Annotated in this window: 18 protein-coding genes; 9 read left to right on the top strand and 9 right to left on the bottom strand. The window is 67.5% G+C overall.

The genetic code is table 11. From position 1 onward, the window contains the following. Window positions 1–10: 10 nt before the first annotated feature. The 4 genes from ABD269_RS22625 to ABD269_RS22610 all read left to right on the top strand — a co-directional run bounded on the left by ABD269_RS22625 (window position 11) and on the right by ABD269_RS22610 (window position 5,770). On the top strand, window positions 11–1,102 hold the full coding sequence (locus ABD269_RS22625) for a hypothetical protein (RefSeq protein WP_344120422.1): 1,092 nt from the start codon (window positions 11–13) through the stop codon (window positions 1,100–1,102). 194 nt (window positions 1,103–1,296) lie between these two features. After that, entirely contained in the window at window positions 1,297–5,316 is a 4,020-nt protein-coding gene (locus ABD269_RS22620) for a hypothetical protein (RefSeq protein ID WP_344120420.1), read from the top strand. A gap of 59 nt (window positions 5,317–5,375) precedes the next feature. After that, entirely contained in the window at window positions 5,376–5,537 is a 162-nt protein-coding gene (locus tag ABD269_RS22615) for a hypothetical protein (protein ID WP_344120418.1), read from the top strand. 62 nt (window positions 5,538–5,599) lie between these two features. Further along, window positions 5,600–5,770 (top strand): hypothetical protein, encoded by a 171-nt coding sequence (locus ABD269_RS22610; RefSeq protein ID WP_344120416.1) that lies wholly within the window; start codon window positions 5,600–5,602, stop codon window positions 5,768–5,770. 202 nt (window positions 5,771–5,972) lie between these two features. On the opposite strand, the gene ABD269_RS22605 is transcribed toward ABD269_RS22610, so the two are convergent. Together ABD269_RS22605 and ABD269_RS22600 are read right to left on the bottom strand one after the other, a co-directional pair. Further along, window positions 5,973–6,182, bottom strand: a complete 210-nt coding sequence (locus tag ABD269_RS22605) for a DUF397 domain-containing protein (RefSeq protein WP_344120414.1) — start codon at window positions 6,180–6,182, stop codon at window positions 5,973–5,975. 16 nt (window positions 6,183–6,198) lie between these two features. Further along, the gene (locus ABD269_RS22600; RefSeq protein ID WP_344120412.1) at window positions 6,199–7,017 is read right to left on the bottom strand and encodes a helix-turn-helix domain-containing protein; all 819 of its coding nucleotides are present in this window, start codon (window positions 7,015–7,017) and stop codon (window positions 6,199–6,201) included. Window positions 7,018–7,575: 558 nt separating this feature from the next. Here ABD269_RS22600 and ABD269_RS22595 point away from each other — a divergent pair. Together ABD269_RS22595 and ABD269_RS22590 are read left to right on the top strand one after the other, a co-directional pair. Further along, window positions 7,576–7,821: a hypothetical protein gene (locus tag ABD269_RS22595; RefSeq protein ID WP_344120410.1), complete on the top strand. Its 246-nt coding sequence runs from the start codon at window positions 7,576–7,578 to the stop codon at window positions 7,819–7,821. Between the two features lie 581 nt (window positions 7,822–8,402). Next, complete coding sequence (locus ABD269_RS22590; protein WP_344120408.1) at window positions 8,403–10,073, top strand: HtaA domain-containing protein; 1,671 nt, start codon at window positions 8,403–8,405, stop codon at window positions 10,071–10,073. Between the two features lie 161 nt (window positions 10,074–10,234). On the opposite strand, the gene ABD269_RS22585 is transcribed toward ABD269_RS22590, so the two are convergent. From ABD269_RS22585 to ABD269_RS22575, 3 genes are all read right to left on the bottom strand, one after another. Continuing rightward, window positions 10,235–10,378 carry a hypothetical protein gene (locus ABD269_RS22585; RefSeq protein ID WP_344120406.1) on the bottom strand — a complete coding sequence of 48 codons (144 nt, stop codon included), beginning with the start codon at window positions 10,376–10,378 and terminating at the stop codon, window positions 10,235–10,237. 15 nt (window positions 10,379–10,393) lie between these two features. Continuing rightward, window positions 10,394–10,612: a hypothetical protein gene (locus tag ABD269_RS22580; protein ID WP_344120404.1), complete on the bottom strand. Its 219-nt coding sequence runs from the start codon at window positions 10,610–10,612 to the stop codon at window positions 10,394–10,396. Between the two features lie 213 nt (window positions 10,613–10,825). Continuing rightward, entirely contained in the window at window positions 10,826–11,053 is a 228-nt protein-coding gene (locus ABD269_RS22575; RefSeq protein ID WP_344120402.1) for a hypothetical protein, read from the bottom strand. Between the two features lie 133 nt (window positions 11,054–11,186). Between ABD269_RS22575 and ABD269_RS22570 the strand changes: the two genes are divergently transcribed. Next, the gene (locus ABD269_RS22570) at window positions 11,187–12,122 is read left to right on the top strand and encodes a helix-turn-helix domain-containing protein (protein WP_344120400.1); all 936 of its coding nucleotides are present in this window, start codon (window positions 11,187–11,189) and stop codon (window positions 12,120–12,122) included. Then, entirely contained in the window at window positions 12,034–12,219 is a 186-nt protein-coding gene (locus ABD269_RS22565; RefSeq protein ID WP_344120398.1) for a DUF397 domain-containing protein, read from the top strand. The genes ABD269_RS22570 and ABD269_RS22565 overlap by 89 nt, the downstream gene beginning before the upstream one ends. Window positions 12,220–12,387: 168 nt before the next feature. Here ABD269_RS22565 and ABD269_RS22560 read toward each other — a convergent pair whose 3' ends face one another. From ABD269_RS22560 to map, 3 genes are all read right to left on the bottom strand, one after another. Next, complete coding sequence (locus tag ABD269_RS22560; RefSeq protein WP_344120396.1) at window positions 12,388–12,861, bottom strand: hypothetical protein; 474 nt, start codon at window positions 12,859–12,861, stop codon at window positions 12,388–12,390. Window positions 12,862–12,956: 95 nt separating this feature from the next. Then, a complete protein-coding gene (locus ABD269_RS22555) occupies window positions 12,957–13,619 on the bottom strand; it encodes a biliverdin-producing heme oxygenase (protein ID WP_344120394.1) in 663 nt (220 codons plus the stop codon). A gap of 145 nt (window positions 13,620–13,764) precedes the next feature. Beyond that, window positions 13,765–14,622: a type I methionyl aminopeptidase gene (gene map / locus ABD269_RS22550; RefSeq protein ID WP_301887831.1), complete on the bottom strand. Its 858-nt coding sequence runs from the start codon at window positions 14,620–14,622 to the stop codon at window positions 13,765–13,767. Window positions 14,623–14,691: 69 nt separating this feature from the next. On the opposite strand from map, the gene ABD269_RS22545 reads away from it, so the two are divergent. Further along, window positions 14,692–14,919, top strand: coding sequence for a hypothetical protein (locus ABD269_RS22545; RefSeq protein WP_301887833.1), 228 nt, complete (start codon window positions 14,692–14,694; stop codon window positions 14,917–14,919). Between the two features lie 144 nt (window positions 14,920–15,063). Here the strand turns inward: ABD269_RS22545 and ABD269_RS22540 are convergent, their stop codons facing one another. Further along, on the bottom strand, window positions 15,064–16,401 hold the full coding sequence (locus ABD269_RS22540; protein ID WP_425572958.1) for an MFS transporter: 1,338 nt from the start codon (window positions 16,399–16,401) through the stop codon (window positions 15,064–15,066). Window positions 16,402–16,432 lie beyond the last annotated feature (31 nt).

The following is a 16,432-nucleotide window of genomic DNA, read 5'->3' as shown; positions in this document are numbered from 1 at the left end:
GAGATCCGAAGTGAGCCGTCAGCGATGGGTCGCGCAGGTGCTGATGGTCAGCATGCTGACCATCAGCGGAGCCCTCGCGGGAGCGTCGCCGTCATGGGCCGATACCCCCGTCCCGATCGTCACGCCAGCCGATCAGCCCTCGCTCATCGGGGCCGCCGCGGCTGAGGACGCGCGCAACCGCGTCCTCAAGATGGCCAAGTCGAACCTTCCCGCCGAGGTGCGCGTATCAGCGTGGAACGCGCTGCGCAGTTCCCGGGGCGACGCGGCGATCGCGGAGTGGCTGGCACCCGGCGGCGGCTATGACGCCGCCAAGCAGCGGATGAGGACCACCCGGTCCCGGAACGCGGCGTTCTGCGAACGAGTGGTGAGCACCCACACCGCAGAGTTCTCCCCCGAGGTGCGCGCCGCAGCCGAACGCGCCCTGAAGGGCACGGATGCCGACCGGGCGACCTTCGTCAGGACCGGCTACGCCGAAGCCCAGCAACGCGACCGATCTGCCAGGGAGGCCGACGCGCAGCACCGGCAGGAAGTCGCGGCAAAGGAACGGGACTTCGTGCGTACCCTCGCGGAGCGCGACCCCGGCGAACAGGTGAGGGTCGCCGCGCAGTGGGCGCTGCGGGCCGGATCCACAGATGCCGACGTCGCAGAGTTCTTCGGCTACGGCTGGTCGGCCGGCGCGGCTTTGGACCTGGAGGGCTACCGGTTGCGGGTCGCGGATGCGGAAGTACTGCGGCATCGGACACTGACGCTCCTGATCGAGAAGGCCACCGCCGCCGAGCAGGACCTGAGGAACGCGGCCGACACAGCCAAGGCCCGGGCCGAGGCCGAGCAGGCATGGAAGGCAGTGGCTGAGCACGCCGATGCCGCGCGGAAGGCGTGGCTGGCCGAGCAGGACACGGCCAAGGCGCAGGCGGAAAGCTGGCGGAACATCGCCAAGGCCGCCAAGGAGAGCGCGGACGGGCTCTGGAAGAACATCGCCGACCCCGCTGAGGCCAACCAGGACTCTTGGGCCAAGGAACAGACAGAGGCGGCCGGTTCGGCCGCGTTCTGGAAGGACATGTTCGACCGGGCCCAGGACAGTGAGATCCGCATGCGGGGCTGATTCCGTACGGCGAGGTGCATAGCCCGTCATCCGGGCGCCCCTGCCGTTCCCGCGGTTTCTCTTTCTTCATCCGATTCCCCCCTGCCCACACGCATAGGGCAGGGGTTTTCTTTTGCATTCCAGCAGGAGGTTCTCCCGTGAGGGACAGAAGATTCCGGCCCAGAGCCGGAGGTTTACGTGGTGGCGCACCCGCAGTGGTGAGCAAGGCCGTTTCCATAACGGTGGCTGTTGCGTTGCTGGGCGGCTTGACGGGTCAGGCCGCTGCCGCCATCGACTCGTCTGCCAAGGCAACCGGACTCAGCGCCCCGGCGCTTTCCGCCCTGGACCGTCTGAATGCCGCGCGGCAGGCGACGGCCAAGGCGCCGCTCGCTGCACCGAAGTCCAAACTGGACCAGATCAGTGATGAACGGGACCGGCAACTCGTAGAGGACTTCGCTGAGTTCGATGAAGAGGAGGAAGTCAAGGAGGCCGCGAAGAAGGCCCTGGAGAGCAGCGATCCGAACGCGATCCGGGAGTTCCTGGAGCACGGCGAGGCCGATGCCCGCAAGCGTGCGATGGAGAAGAAGGACGCCACCGACGTCAAGAATCGCCAGCAGATCGAGGCGATGCGCGGCACCGGCGGTCCGTACTTTCAGAAGGAAATCGACCGCGTCCTGAAGGGGTCGGCCCGGGACCGTGCCGACTTCCTGGCGTTCGGTGCCGACATCGCCCGGCAGCGGGACAAGAAGACCGAGGACAACGACCGCAAGCGCGCGGAGGAGAACCGCAAGCGCGTGGAGATGCTGGTCGGCGCCGGCGGTCCGGAGGTGAAGAAGGCCGCCCAGGCCGCGCTGGCCACCAATGACGACCAGAAGATCGCGGAGTTCCTGGAGAAGGGCTACCTGGTCGCAGCGCAGAAGGACGCCGACGACCGGGCAGCGCACGAGAAGGCCCTGAAGGAGGCCCAGGAGGCCGCGGACAAACTGCGGGACCTGGCCGAGAGGGCCGCCCGCGCGGCGGATGCCCGCACCAAGCTGATCACCGCGCACGGAGACGCCGTCAAGGCGCTCAAGATGTCCTCCAACGCGATGAGTTCGGCGGCGGCGGCCTCGCGGCAGGCCGACCGGATGCTCTCCGCCGACCGGGCCGGCAGGCGGCTTTCCGACTACGACCAGGTCAAGGCCGAGGTCGCCCGCCAGGTCGGGTATGCAAGCGACGCGGCCAAGGCGGCCGACGTCGCGGCACGGCAGGCCAAGACACAGGCCGACGTGCTGGTGGAGACCGGACTGACTCATGGCGTCCAGTGGGCCGAGGTCGCGGCGGGCATCGCTGCGGCAGCCGATGCGGCGGTCAAGGCGAGCGAGACCGCGCAGCACGCGGTGGACGCCACGGCTGCAGACGCGGCGGGGCTCAACGCCAAGAACCAGGCCGAGTTGCACGAGCAGCAGGCGAAGCAGTGGCGGGCCAACGCCGAGGAGCACGCCAAGGCCGCAGGACGCCTGGCCGATGCCGCGGGCAAGCAGGCGAAGATCGCTGAGACCGCGGCCGCTCGAAGCAAGCAGGCCCGCATCGACGCCGAGAAGGCTGAGGCGGCGGCCTGGGACCATGCCAAGAAGACCCGCGAAGCGCGGGTGGAGGCCCAGCGGCAGGCGAAGATCGCCGCCGAGCAGCGCAAGACCGCCGAGCACGAACGTGCCCTGGCGTCCGAGGCCCGCGCCCGGGCCGAGCGCGAGCGGGACAACGCAGCGGCGGCGAAGGCACGCGCGGAGGCCGAGGCCCGTACCGCGTCTGCCAAGCGTGCGGATGCCAAGGCGGCCGCCGCCGATGCGGCAGAGAAGCGGGCGGCCGCCGCCGAGCAGGAAGGAAAGGCCGCCGGCGCCGACGAACGGGCCCGTGGCGAGGAGACCAAGGCTCGCGAGGCCAGGAACAAGGCGTTCGACGCCGAGCAGGAGCACAGGGCCGCAGAAGCCCGGGTCAAGGCCGACGAGGCGATTGCGGCGTCCCTCAAGGGGACAGAGGAAGGTGCCCTGGCGCGCGCTCACGCGGATGCGGCGCGGCTCGATGCCAAGGCGTCCGGCGAGGCGGCCGACCGAGCCCGTACCGCTGCTGACGAGGCCGGTGGTGCGGCCACGAGGTCCCGCGCCGCAGCCACCGAGGCCGCAGGAGCAGCCGCCCGATCCCGGGCCGCTGCCGCGGAAGCCGGTGCACACGCTGCGCAGGCCAACGCCGCGGCGAACAACGCGGAGGCCGCCGCCTCCGCCGCCAACGCGGCGGCGAACAAGGCCACAGCCGAGGCCGCCGCCACGCACGCCTCGGCGCAGCGGGCCGACGCGAAGGCCGCTGAAGCCACCGCTCAGGAGGCCCGTGCGGGCATTGCCTCGTTTGAGGCGGCCCGGCTGGCCGGGCTGGCCGCGATCGAGGCCAACGGTGCCTTGCAGGCCGCGAACCGGACCAGGGACGAGGCCGACGGCGCGACCCGCGAAGCCGCGATGGCGCAGCTCCAGGCCGGTGTTGCGGTGCAGGCGTCCGCAGCGGCCAGGTCCACGGCGGCCGGCATCGCCGACCCGGCCAACACCGCCATCAACCTGACCGCTCCCTTCTCCGGCACGGATGTCGACGCCGACTTCGCGACCGAGGTGGCCAAGGCCGCTCAGGAGACAGGGGCGAAGCAGGTCGCCTCGGCCGATGCCAAGGCTGCGGAGGCGGTCAAGGCCGCGGAGGATGCCGAGACAGCTGCAAACCGGGCCAACGCACAGGTGGCTCCGGCGTTCAAGGCCGCCGCGAACGCGGCGCGCTCCTCAGCGGCTGCGGCTCGTTCGTCGGCCGCAGCGATGAAGTCTGCTGCCCAGGCGGCAGAGGACGGTGCCAAGGCGAGATCGGCCGCTGCGCGCGCCAACCAGGCCGACGCCCAGGCTCAGGCCGACGCGAAGGAGGCCGTCCAGGCCGCCAACGAGGCCTACGCGGACGCGGCGGCAGCACGCAATGCCGCAACTCAGGCCGAGGCAGAGGCGGAACGGGCACGAGGAGCCGCAACCGACGCGGAGAACCAGGCCACCGCTGCCAGCAGCGCCGCCACCCTGGCCGAGAAGGAAGCGACCGTCGCCCAGGACGCCGCGACCCAGGCGAAGAAGGACGCCACCGACGCCGGCAAGTTGGCCGACTCTGCCGAAGAGCACGCCAAGTCGGCCGAGGAAGCAGCGAAGAACGCCGGGAAATACGCCCGTGAGGCCGACGAAGCTGCCAAGAAGGCCGAGGACTACGAGCGCGAGCTGGAACGCAAGGCTCGCGAAGAAGCGGTCAAGCAGGACGGCGAGGGCATTGGCTCCGAGCTGACCCCGGAGGAAGAGAAAGAGCTCAGAGAACACGGCATTTCTCCGGAGCAGTACGAGGAGGACCGGAAGATTGCCGATAAGACGATCGATGATTACTTGATCGACATCGGCAGCGAAATCCTCCTTGAATTCATCCCGCGCGAAGAGATCAAAAAATGCATCCGTGAATTCGACGTCGTAAGCTGCGTCACCGCGCTGATCCAGCTCATCCCTGCATCCAAGCTGGCCAAGGCCGTGTGGAAATTGGATGAACTCTACGCCGCCGCCAAGCGCCTTTTGGGTATCGGGAAACTTTTGAAGAAGTCTTCCGATGCGAAGAAGCGCGTAAAGCAAACCGAGGAGATCATAAAGGAGGTCCGGAAGAAAATCCCCGACTGTGACGTTCAGTCCAATCGGGATAAGCCCGGACCTAAAAAGCTCAAGCGCGTCAGCTTCACGCTAGCGGGCGATCGAATCCTCAGGCAGAGCAAGGATGCTGGGGTCGACCACTCGTTGACCACTCGCGCGTACAATGTGCTGGCCGACGCCACGCCGGACTCGATGCCCAACTGCGGTGAAGGCGCCGTTCGAAACGACATAATCAACGAGACGAAGTCCACTGCCGAGGGTAATGTCGACATTGTGTTCCATAAGCGGAAGTCGAGCCTCATTAGTCAGTACGCGATCACCATGAAGGATGCTATGGCAACTGGGCGAGAATTCCTTGGCGAGGGTGCACGTGACATGAGCAATGGTAGGGGAATCTTCCGGAGCGCTGACGGCCGCCGCGGGTTCCGAATTGATCCCGCATCGCTTGCCGGAGGTCACTGGCCTGACGTGCCGCACGTGCACTTCGAGATCTTTGACGAAGCCAATAAGCCATTGGCCAACAACCATGTGCCGCTCTCGCTGAGTCGTAAATGACGAAAATCGAATTGGAGCGATACGGGCATATTCTGTCAGGGTTTTACGAGGGTTATTTCGTGAAACTCCACGACGATTCCAATGCTACGGGCGGATATTATATCTTCCTCGTCAATGATCTATCCGCACCGACGGACGGGGGTGACTACTGGGTGGAGGACATAGCGGCACTCGAATCGTTCGTCGAGTCGTCCCAGTGGGAGATCGAGTGGGTCGAGTGAGCGGCAAACGCCGTGGTTAGGCCCTGAGGCCTGGAAGTCGGAGCCCGGGACGGAACTGAAGGTTGATCGACAACACCAAGGACCTGGCTTGGCCTTCGGGTGACCGATCCGTCATCGCTGGCAGGATGTTCCGCGCCGGCATGACCGACGATCGGCTTGATCCGGCCCGGCTCAGTGCACGTGACGTGGATCTGGAGATCGCCCGAGTGCTGAGGGCGGCGATGGGCTGCTGATTTTGACCGTCGCAGTCGAGGAGGTCCCATCGGATTTGGCCCGGTGGGACCTCCTCAGTTCGACTTGGCCGCCACCGGTTCCTGACCGTACGAGCCTGGTGTTGCTTTGCGGTGCGGCATTGCGGCTACAGCTGCGCGCCCGTTGGCTGGTGCGGGTCGGTTGCGCTTGCACTGCCCGCGATCGTTTGCCGACGCGGTGCGATCAAAGTGCGCCTCGGAAGGCTCCCGCCTTGACCCCGGCCGTGAATGCCGACCACGTGTCGGCGTTGAAGATGAGCGCTGAACCATGGGGCGTCTTGCTGTCACGCGTCGCCACCACCTCACGTAGGAACGCGATCTCGACGCACTGCCCTTCGCCGCTGCTGTAGGAACTCTTTCTCCATATGACTTCGCAGAGGTTGACCGTGTTCATGACGGTATCTCCCCTATCACTGCTCCTCCTTGGCTAGTGTGGCGATCAATTGCGACGTGGCGTCAGGGCTCAAAGCCAAGGTGCAGAGCCTTTCGAAGATCGCCTCGTACCGACGCACCTCTGTTTCGGATTCGAGGAAGAGGTCACCGGCCATGCTGTCGACGTAGATAATCTCAGGGTCTTCTACGTCAGGGAAGCTCATCAGTACGAACGAGCCGGGCATCCCTGCATGTGCTCCGGCACTGAACGGGATGATCTGAAGCGCAATATGCGGCTCCTCGGCCATCGCTGTGAGGTGCTGCATCTGTTCGCGCATGACTCTTGGGCCGCCGACCATGCGCCGTAAGGCCGCCTCGTCCATAACCGCCCGCATCTGCAACGGTTCGTTCTTTGAGAGAACGGCCTTTCGCTCAACCCGGGCTTGGACTCGATGCTCGATTTCCCTGGCGGCGGCTGTAGGGAACGCGCTGTTGATCACGGCGCGGGCGTAGCCCTCGGTCTGGAGTAGTCCAGGGATGAACAGGGATTCGTAGTTGCGCACCTCCCGCGCCTCGGCCTCGAAGCTGATGTATGCGACGTACTCGTCGCGGAGTTCGCTGTGGATCGCCCGCAGCCCTCCCTGGCTGCCCACGTCCTGGATGAGCAGCAGGACCGCGCTACGGCGGGGCTCGGGCACCTCGTACAGGTCGAGCAGGGCGATCAAAGTTCGCCGCTGCGGCCGGGCGCGCGCCGTTTCGATCCGGTAGAGCGTTGCTGCGTTGATGCCCGTGTGCTCTGTGACATGTTCCCGGGTCAGTCCCGCTCCAGTGCGTATCCGACGCAACTCCGCGGCCAAGCGCCGGAGTCGGATCGTAGGCGTCTGCCGTCTGGCTGGCATGCCCTCCACCCTTCAATCTGCACCGAGGCTTCGAGATTCTGTCCGTCAACCCCCCTGTGCTGCAAGGCGAGTCCGCGTTTGCAATGTATGCGTTCTCACTTGTTGCGTGCGCCTGGCGTGTGGGTGCATCCTGGCCTCAACGGTTGCTCCGTGCGACGAATCCGTCACACAGGGGTGATCTTGGTGGCGTCATGCCCAAACGACAGACCCCGGCGGCCGCTGACACGGCCCCGGGGCATGGCCAACGCTGTATAGGAGCGCTGACATGTACGACCTTATCTGCCGATGGTTCGGGCGGCTGAGAGCGGTCTCCGCGCCTGGCACCTCCGGTTTCGACCCTCAAGCCTGTCGCGCCGTCCAGACGGTGAAGGCGCCCGCCTCACTATCAGTGAACCCGGCGCCGAGCGCGCCGCAACTCGCGGTTCCACCCATCGAAAGCAGCACCCACTTCCTGTGGGTCACGGCGCACGGAATCGACTTCCGACCTCGGCAGCCGCGCGGCGCGGAGGTGAGTCGATGACGGCCGGCGAGGGCGCCGCACGGGTGCCCGACGTCGGGGCGTTGGTCGTCGACGTCCGGCGGGATCGCATCGGTGAGGTGATGGCCTTCGCCGATGGGCGGCTGGCGTTGCGGCCCCCCGTTGGTGGGCGGGAGTGGGAGGCGTTCCCCTGTGACGTCCGTCCGGCCACCGTCAGTGATGGGCTGCGGGTGAAGGTGACCGAGGTCAACGACCGGAGCAGGCGAGAGCGGGGCCTGTCATGAGCGACAAGGTCACCGAACACGGAACCCCGTCCGAGCCCCGGCGCCCTCGGTGTCAGGGGTGCTGGGAGATCAAGCGAAAGAGGGCGCAAGCACTGGCGGACGGCGACCGTCAGACGGTCGTGAAGATGACCGAGGCCATGGGCGTTCACATCTGGGAGGCGCACGCATGATGACCCCGTGAGGGGACGTCGGAACATCTCATACCGACCGGCCACGCCCGCGCACTTTCCCACGGTGCGCGGGCGTGGCTTCGAGATGTGCCGCGTGCTGAAAACCACCGAGCCGGTGTCGGCCGTCCTTCTCCTCCGACTCCTTCCCCCGTGCTTCCGATTGTGGTTGCGGGGGTGGGTGCACTGATGGTGGCGGGCGCGGTTTTCTTGGTGATCCAGCAGCGTCGGGCGGCGCCCACAACGGGGGCATCTGATTCCGTTTCAGGCGAATGACCGTCCTGCCCGATGTCGTCCATGACATCCCTCGATGCGTCACGGCCGACCCGGGCCTTCCCCGGTCCCCGGCGACCTGATGTCATGGAGGTCAAACTCTGATCCCAGTTGTCTCAAGTTTCTCTAGGAGAACCAAACATGACCGTCACCGCACGCCGTGCCGCGCTCGCCGCGCTGGCCACGGCGACTGCCCTTGGGGCGACTGTGCTGACTGCGCCTGCGTTTGCGGCGGAGGCGCCGAGTGCTCAGCAGCAGGGCGAGGCGTCGGCTCCGGCGTCGGCTTCAGCCGATACATCGACGGCGGGCGGCGCCGCCCCGAAGTCGGTTGAGGTCCCGCCGTCGAGCGAGGCGCCGAAGGCGGGGCAGGAGCTCAAGGACGGCAAGCTCGAGTGGGGGGTGAAGCAGTCGCTCCGCGACGACATCAAGAAGGACGGGGAGATCGCCCGCACCGACGTCGAGCAGGCCAAGGACAACGGCAACTTTACGTTCGTCCAGGAGAAGGGCACTCGCGACGGGACGAGCGGCGCGATCACCTCGACCTTCAAGGGCGGCGTGCACTTCCAGGGGCACCGGAAGGCAGATGGTGCCTACAAGCTCGATGTCAAGCTCTCGCACCTGGAGATCGTCACCCCGACCAAGACGAAGGACGGTGAGATCAAGGCCGACGTCACCAAGGGCGGCGCGACTGTTCGCGTGGCCATCGCGACCCTTGGGCACGCTGAACCGAGCGTCACGGGTGGCGTCCACACCTTCCTGAACATACCGGCGACGCTGACGGAGGCCGGGGCGAAGGCGTTCGAGTACACGGACCAGGACAAGCCGGACAGCGAGAAGGAGGTGAAGCCCTATAAGAAGGGTGATGCCCTCGACCCGATCACCTTCTCGGCGAAGTCGGCGGCGAGCGGCCAGTCGGACGGTGGCGCGAACCAGGGCGGCGATAGTGCGGGCCAGGCCGGCGGCAACGAAGGCCAGGACGGCGGGGAGAAGCACAAGGCGGGTGGGCAGAAGGCCGACACCAAGGTCGTCGACGGCAACCTCGACTGGGGGCTGTCGGAGACCCTTCGTAAGTACGTCGACGATTCGAACGGCAAGGCCACGGTCTCCGGTGGCGCGGAGCGCTTCAAGGGGGGATACCGCTTCACCAAGGGCGAGGGTGCGTACGACGCCAAGGCGTCGAAGCTTGATGTCACGTTCAAGGGCGCGGTCCGCTTCATTGGCCACGGGGGCAAACTGGACCTCCAATTCACCGATTTCAAGCTCAACGTGACCGGCAAGACCGGCAAGGTCAGCGCCAAGGTCACGTCCGAGAAGGACACCGTCCTCGATAACAAGGTCACGCTCGCGGAGCTGACGGTCGTGGATCCCCTTGAGCTCAAGGACGGGGTGTTGGGTCTTTCGAAGCTTCCGGCGAAGCTGGCGGAGGGCGCGGGGGCAGCGTTCAAGTTCGGGGGCAGGGACATCGCCAAGGAAGGCGACGCCCTGGACCCGCTGACGGCCAACGTCGCAACAGTCAATGGTGCGAAGCTTCCTGGCGTGCCGTCGGATACGGGCTCGGACAAGAGCTCCGACAAGAGCACGGACACCACCGGCAGCACCGGAACGACCGCAACCAACACCACGTCCACCACGGGTGGCACCGGCTCCACGACCGGCGGCACGACCACCGACACCACCGCGTCCGGCTCGCTCGCGTCCACCGGTGCGAACACGCCCACCGGCCCGCTCCTCGGCGGCGCGGCCGCGCTGATCGCCGTCGGTGGCGGCGTGGTGTACGCGGCGCGGCGCCGCCGGGTGAACCAGCAGGGCTGACGTCTGAGTGGCGGGGCGCCGACGTTTGTTCCCCAGCCCCGCCTCTTCCCAAAGCTCGTAACGGGGTGTTCTGGGGTTGAGGCCCCGCCCGGTGTGTGACCAGGCGGGGCCTGCTGCTGTTCAGCAGGTGCGGATCACGTCGTCCGGGTGCGGGCCGAAGCCTACGTCCACTCGTTGCCGCAGTTCTGGCAGATGAACTTACGGCCGTCGGGTGTCCACACGAGCGGGCTGTTGCAGCTCGGGCAGTTGGTGTTCGCCAGGATCAGGAGCCACCGGAGTGCGTTGCGGAACTGTCGACCGTTCATGATCCCTCCATGCGATTACATGTACTCGTCGGGTTCCCCTCCGTGCTGGTCCATCGGCCAGGCAACCCGACAGTCCAGGCATGTGAGCCGCCATTGCATTTCACCAGTGCGCGGGTTCATCGCCTTTGTGGTGATGACCTTGTCGGGGTTCTGGCACTTGACGCACTTCACAGGGGGTTTTTGCGGCCCGCCGGACCGGTAGGCGTCGGGCCACTTTCCGTTGCCGTTGTTCATGGTTCTCACTGTGTCAGCTCGGGAGTGGCGGGAACCGCAATTCATTTCGCTGGTCGGCGACTTGATGGCGCCATCCCGCGCCGTCATGCGGTGGTGCACCCGTCCGGCCGGTGTCGTGACCAGCGACGGCCGGACGGGCGGTCTAAGGGTGCTGCGCTGATGTGGCCATCCATTGCCCACCGGAGTGCGGCAGGGAGAACAAGGGCGTGGGCATCAGTCCACGCTCCGCGGGCCGAGTCCGAGGGTGCGGCGCTCCTCATCAGTGGCCAGGCGGACGGCCGCCGCTGGTACCGTCCACCTCTCGGTGCTCCCGACCCCCGCGAGCGTGTACTTCTCGCCGTCGAATGCGTGGGACACGCCCAGCCGATCGGTGGTCTTGTCCACCAGCAGGGCGCCGGACCGGTAGCCGGTCCAGAGCGCCGCACCCGTCGTCTCCGTCATCGCGTTCGAGCCTCCGTGTGTCTCGCTCTTGGGGAGCGGGCATCAACCGTGAAGCTCAGATTCCACCGGCGCCGGTACGCTGACCAGGGCTCCAGCCATTCCAAACAGGGCTGGAATATGGGGAGTTGAACACATGAGCGACGAGTCGGGCTCGCCGGAGTCGCCAGTCAGGGCGTTCGGCGAGGAGATCAAGTACGCCCGTGAGGCGCGCGGGTGGTCGCAAGCAGCGCTTGCCGACAAGCTGTGCTGCCAACAGCCTTACGTCAGCAAGGTCGAAACAGGGCAGCAGCTGGCCAGCGCCCAGTTCGCCGAGCAGTGCGACAAGGTTTTCGGTACGCCGGGGGTCTACGCGCGGATGCGTCAGCGAGCGGCGGACGCGGGCAACCCGGTGTGGATGATCCCGTATCTCCAATTGGAGCGCGAGGCGGCTGATGTCTGCGACTACTCGCCCGTCCTGGTGGCAGGCATATTGCAAACTCCCGAGTACGCCGAAGCCCTATACCGGGCGGCCCGTCCAGGCGATGCGACGGCACAGATCAAGCAGCGCGTACAGGACCGCATGCGGCGCCGGGAAGTGTTCGATGGGTCCAAGCCCCCATCGTTCTGGGTCATCCTGCATGAGGCTGTGCTGTGGTCCGGTCTGGGCGGCGCTGACGTGATGCGTGGGCAACTCCGGCACTTGGTGGCGGTGTCCGAGCACCCGCGCATCACGGTCCAGGTTCTCCCCTTCGGTGGAGCTCCTCCCAGGGGAACGCCGTTTATCTTGCTCAGGCAGCAGGACAGAACCGAAGTCCTGTACGCGGAGAGCTTTGTGCAGGGGCAAGTGCATGACCAATCGGAAGCGGTCGCCGAAGCGCGCGGGACTTATGAGCGGATGCGCGCCAACGCCCTGTCGCTCGATGGCTCTCTATCTCTTATCCGGCATGTCATGGAGGCGTACGAATATGAGCACCACCCTCGACCTCACCCGCGCGATATGGGTGAAGTCCAGCTACAGCGACGGGAACGGCGGAACCTGCGTCGAATGGGCCCCCGCATTCACGGCCTCCGGCGTCGTCCCCGTCCGTGACAGCAAAACCCCGCAGAACCCCGTGCTCGTGCTCCCGCCCAGCGCCTGGTCCTCATTCATCTCCGCCGTCCGGGGCGACACGCTCACCGAGTTCTGACCCCCTAGCCGAGAGCGCGGCGCAGCGTCGTGACGACGTCCACCGGGGGCTTCGCCCCCAGCCTGGCCGGCGTTTGAGGCCGCGCCCGCAGGGCGCCCCCGCCGCAGGCGGCAATGAACCCGCACCCGATCACGGACAGATGCTTCGCAGGGCGCCCCACCGCAAGCGTCAGGTGAGGTTCTCCTGCGCCCAATGGGCAATGCCGCCGAGCCTGGCTGCCGCTGTGTTGATATCGCCGGTCCGGACGGGCTGATCGACCTCGTAGTCGTAGCCTTCGAGGCCGCTCTCCTCCTCGACCATCCGCGCGATCCGGTAGGCCTCCGCCATGATCGGCAGTGCTTGTCGTCCCGGATAGCGGTAGGGGATCTCGATGTCGGCCGAGTCCCCCGCGTAGTCCAGCTGCAGATGACCGGCGGGCCCGTCACGCCACAGGGTCAGGCTGTAGGGGTATTCCTCGGTGGTGACCGGTCCCACCTCTCGCGATATCCGCTGTATGAGCCTGTCCCAAACGGCACGCTGGTCACCGGTCAGGTTCATGGGCTCGAGGTCGGCGTCCGGGTCGTAGGTGGAGTTGATCTCCTCCAGGGTCTCGTCGAAGGTGCGGCCCGGGAGAACCCGCAGGAGCATGATGTCGTAGGTCACCGTCCGCAGCCTACGGGCCCGTGCCCGCTATGTCCGAGACCGCCGCCATGGCGCCGAAGTCCAGGCCCCTGGCCGCGCCCGCAATCGCAGAAGGGCTACGCGCTCAGCGGGAATTCCCGGCCCAGTTCAAGGAACACCCCGGTGTTCAGCGCGAAAGCGCGCTTGCACTCGTCCACCACGCGCTGCTTTTCCAGGTCATCCACCGGCAGTGCGTCGAGAAGCTCGCGATACTCCCGCTTGAATGCCGCGGGGTTGCCGATGCCCTCGAAGACGTAGAAGCGTACGCCGTCGCCCTTGCGGGCGAAGCCCCACGTCTTTTCGGCGGTGCCGCGGATGATCTGGCCGCCGGAGAGGTCGCCCAGGTAGCGGGTGTAGTGGTGGGCGACGTAGCCGGCGGGCCAGGTGCGGGCGCATTCCTCTACGCGGGCGGCGTACGCGGCGGTCGCGGGGAGCGGTTCCAGGTCCGTATGCCAGTCGGGTCCGCCGAGGTGGGTCAGGTCGCGCTCCAGCTCGGGTGTGCGGGCGAGCTCGGGGCGTATGAAGGGGCCCGCGACCGGGTCGTCCGCGAGGGCCGCCGAGGCGGATTCCAGGGCGCGGTAGACGAACCAGAGCTGTTCCGTATAGCGGCGGTAGGCGGCGACGCCGAGCCGCCCGCCGAGCATGTCGCTCATGAACGACGAGTTCTCGGCCTCCGTGTGCTGCTCGTGCGAGGCGGTGCGGATCAGCGTGGAGAACGGCGTGGTGGCGGGCGCGTCCAAGGCGGACCTCCGGAGACCGAGGGGCGGGAGCGGCGGGACGAGCGCGCGGGGGCGCGCCGACCTCACCGATTGTCTCTACTTAGGCTTACCTAAGTCAATGGTTTCCCGACGTGCTGTCGGTAAAACCTTACCGCCCCCGGGCGCCCTAAGGGAGGGTGAGGATCTCCGCCCCGGAGTCCGTCACCACCAGCGTGTGCTCGAACTGCGCGGTCCGCTTGCGGTCCTTCGTGACGACCGTCCAGCCGTCCGCCCACATGTCGTACTCGTACGTCCCCAGCGTCAGCATCGGCTCGATGGTGAAGGTCATCCCGGGCTGGATCAGGGTGTCGTGGTGCGGGCTGTCGTAGTGCGGGACGATCAGGCCGGAGTGGAAGGACGAGTTGATGCCGTGCCCGGTGAAGTCGCGGACGACGCCGTAGCCGAAGCGCTTGGCGTACGACTCGATGACCCGGCCGATGATGTTGATCCGGCGGCCGGGCTTGACCGCCTTGATCGCCCGGTTGAGCGCCTCGCGCGTCCGCTCGACCAGCAGGCGGGACTCCTCGTCCACGTCACCGCACAGATAGGTGGCGTTGTTGTCGCCGTGCACGCCGCCGATGAAGGCCGTCACGTCGAGGTTGACGATGTCGCCGTCGCGCAGCACGGTCGAGTCCGGGATGCCGTGGCAGATCACCTCGTTCACGGAGGCGCACAGCGACTTGGGGAAGCCGCGGTAGCCGAGCGTGGAGGGGTAGGCGCCGTGGTCGCACATGTACTCGTGCGCGACCCGGTCCAGCTCGTCCGTCGTCACGCCCGGGACGATGAGCTTGGCCGCCTCCTCCATCGCCCGCGCGGCGATGCGGCCCGCGATCCGCATCCGCTCGATCGTTTCGGCGCTCTGGACCTCGGGGCCGTCGTACGGCGTCGGAGTGTCCTTGCCGACGTACTCGGGCCGCGGGATCGAGGCGGGTACGGGGCGGATGGGGGAGAGCGTCCCCGGAGTGAGAAGCGACTGGCCAGACATGTCAGCGAGTGTATCCAGGGCGCATCGGGGAGCATGTGGGCGAGAGCTCGAAGAGCAATGGGAGACCTGATGGCACTGTTCAAGAAGCGCGCGGTCGGCAAGGCGGGCGAGTGGTACTACTGCCTCAAGCACGGCGCGGTGGAGGAGGGGCCGGAGTGCCGGGCCGCGGATCGGATGGGGCCGTACGAGACGCGTGAGGAGGCGGCTCACGCGATGGAGACGGCGCGGCAGCGCAATGAGGAGTGGCAGGAGGATCCTCGCTGGAACGACAACGGGGGGCGGCCGTCGGGCGAGTAGGTGGGTGCGGGTCGCTTGCTCCCCCAGCTACCGCTGGGAGGTGCCCCCAGCGGCGGGAGCGCCCTGCGGGCGCGTCCTCAAACGCCGGACGGGCTGGATTTCGCGAACCGTAACCAGTGGATCCAGCCCGCCCGCCGCAGGCGGCTACGCGGCCTCCGCCACCTCCGCCGCCTTGCGCGCACGCAGCCGCACCGCGTGCTCGTCCGTCCGCCCGTCGTAAGCCATCAGCTTCGGGAGGGCGAGAGCCAGCAAGCCGACCGAGGCCACGCATGCCACGCCGCCCGCCCAGACCGACGTCCGTGCGTTCGTAAGGGAGGCCATGCCGCCCGCGCGGACCTGGCCGATCTGGGGGCCCAGGGAGTAGGAGAGCATTTCTATGCCGGCCAGGCGGCCGCGGAGTTCGTCCGGGATGGTCTGGTCCCAGATGGCGGAGCGGAAGAGGCCGCTCACCATGTCGCAGCCGCCGGCCACCGCGAGGAAGAGCAGCACCAGCCAGACGTTGTGCATCCAGCCCGCGACGGCCATCGCCGCGCCCCAGCCGAGTGCCGCGTACACGACCATCCGGCCGTGCCGGTGGATGCGTGAGACCCAGCCGCTGGTCAGGCTCACGACCAGGGAGCCGACCGCGCCGGCCGCGTACATCAGGCCCAGCGCCCAGGGCGCGCCCAGGTCGTCCGCGAGGAAGGGGAAGATCGCGGTGGGGAAGGCGAACAGCATGGCGGCCATGTCGATGGCGTACGTGCCGAGCAGCTCCTTGCGGCTCCACGCGTAGCGGCCGCCCTCCAGGATGCCGCGCAGCGACGGCTTCTCCGCCTCGCGCGCGGCGGGGGAGGGCGCGAGGCGGAGGAGCAGCAGGCCGGAGATCGCGTACGAGGCGATGTCCAGCGAGTACGCCCAGGGGAGCCCCGCGAAGGCGATGATCAGGCCGGCCAGGGACGGGCCCACGATGGCGCCGATCTGCCAGCGCATCGAGTTCAGGGCGATGGCCGCGGGTAGCTGGTCGTGCGCGACGATGCGCGGCACGATCGCCTGCATCGCGGGGCGCTGGAGCCCGCTCAGGGCGCTGGTCAGCGCCGCCACCACGTACAGCGGCCAGATCATCGGGTCCGGCAGCAGCGTGTTGAGCAGCAGGATCACCGACAGGACCCCGAGCCCGGCCTCGGTCCACAGGATCAGCTTGCGGCGGTCGAGGGCGTCGGCGAGCGCTCCGCCGTACAGGCCGAAGACGATCAGCGGGACGAGCTCGACCGCGCCGACCGCGCCGACGGCCAGTGCCGAACCGGTCAGCTCCTTGAGCTGGAGGGGCACCGCGATGAAGGTCAGGAACGTGCCGAAGACCGTCACCAGCCCGGCCAGCCACATCCGGCGGAAGTCGGGGGAGGCGTGCCAGGGGGACAGGTCCGGCAGCAGCGCGCGCAGGCGGCGGCCCGGCTCGGGGACGGAAGGGGCGGAGGGTTCGGAAGGGGGGTCTTGCGCAGTCACGGGAGACCATGGTCCGTAATCGGGCCAGAGG

This window comes from Streptomyces blastmyceticus, from assembly GCF_039521185.1.
Lineage (GTDB): Bacteria > Actinomycetota > Actinomycetes > Streptomycetales > Streptomycetaceae > Streptomyces > Streptomyces blastmyceticus.
The sequence above is the reverse complement of the archived record's forward strand: the minus strand, read 5'-3'. Positions and strand labels throughout refer to the sequence as shown.

Excerpts from the sequence above, each read along its gene's own strand:
- ABD269_RS22580 (WP_344120404.1), bottom strand. The coding sequence starts at position 10,612 with ATGAACAACGGCAACGGAAAGTGGCCCGACGCCTACCGGTCCGGCGGG.
- ABD269_RS22585 (WP_344120406.1), bottom strand. The coding sequence starts at position 10,378 with ATGAACGGTCGACAGTTCCGCAACGCACTCCGGTGGCTCCTGATCCTG.
- ABD269_RS22605 (WP_344120414.1), bottom strand. The coding sequence starts at position 6,182 with ATGAACACGGTCAACCTCTGCGAAGTCATATGGAGAAAGAGTTCCTAC.
- ABD269_RS22590 (WP_344120408.1), top strand. The coding sequence starts at position 8,403 with ATGACCGTCACCGCACGCCGTGCCGCGCTCGCCGCGCTGGCCACGGCG.
- ABD269_RS22545 (WP_301887833.1), top strand. The coding sequence starts at position 14,692 with ATGGCACTGTTCAAGAAGCGCGCGGTCGGCAAGGCGGGCGAGTGGTAC.
- ABD269_RS22570 (WP_344120400.1), top strand. The coding sequence starts at position 11,187 with ATGAGCGACGAGTCGGGCTCGCCGGAGTCGCCAGTCAGGGCGTTCGGC.
- ABD269_RS22595 (WP_344120410.1), top strand. The coding sequence starts at position 7,576 with ATGACGGCCGGCGAGGGCGCCGCACGGGTGCCCGACGTCGGGGCGTTG.
- ABD269_RS22575 (WP_344120402.1), bottom strand. The coding sequence starts at position 11,053 with ATGACGGAGACGACGGGTGCGGCGCTCTGGACCGGCTACCGGTCCGGC.
- map (WP_301887831.1), bottom strand. The coding sequence starts at position 14,622 with ATGTCTGGCCAGTCGCTTCTCACTCCGGGGACGCTCTCCCCCATCCGC.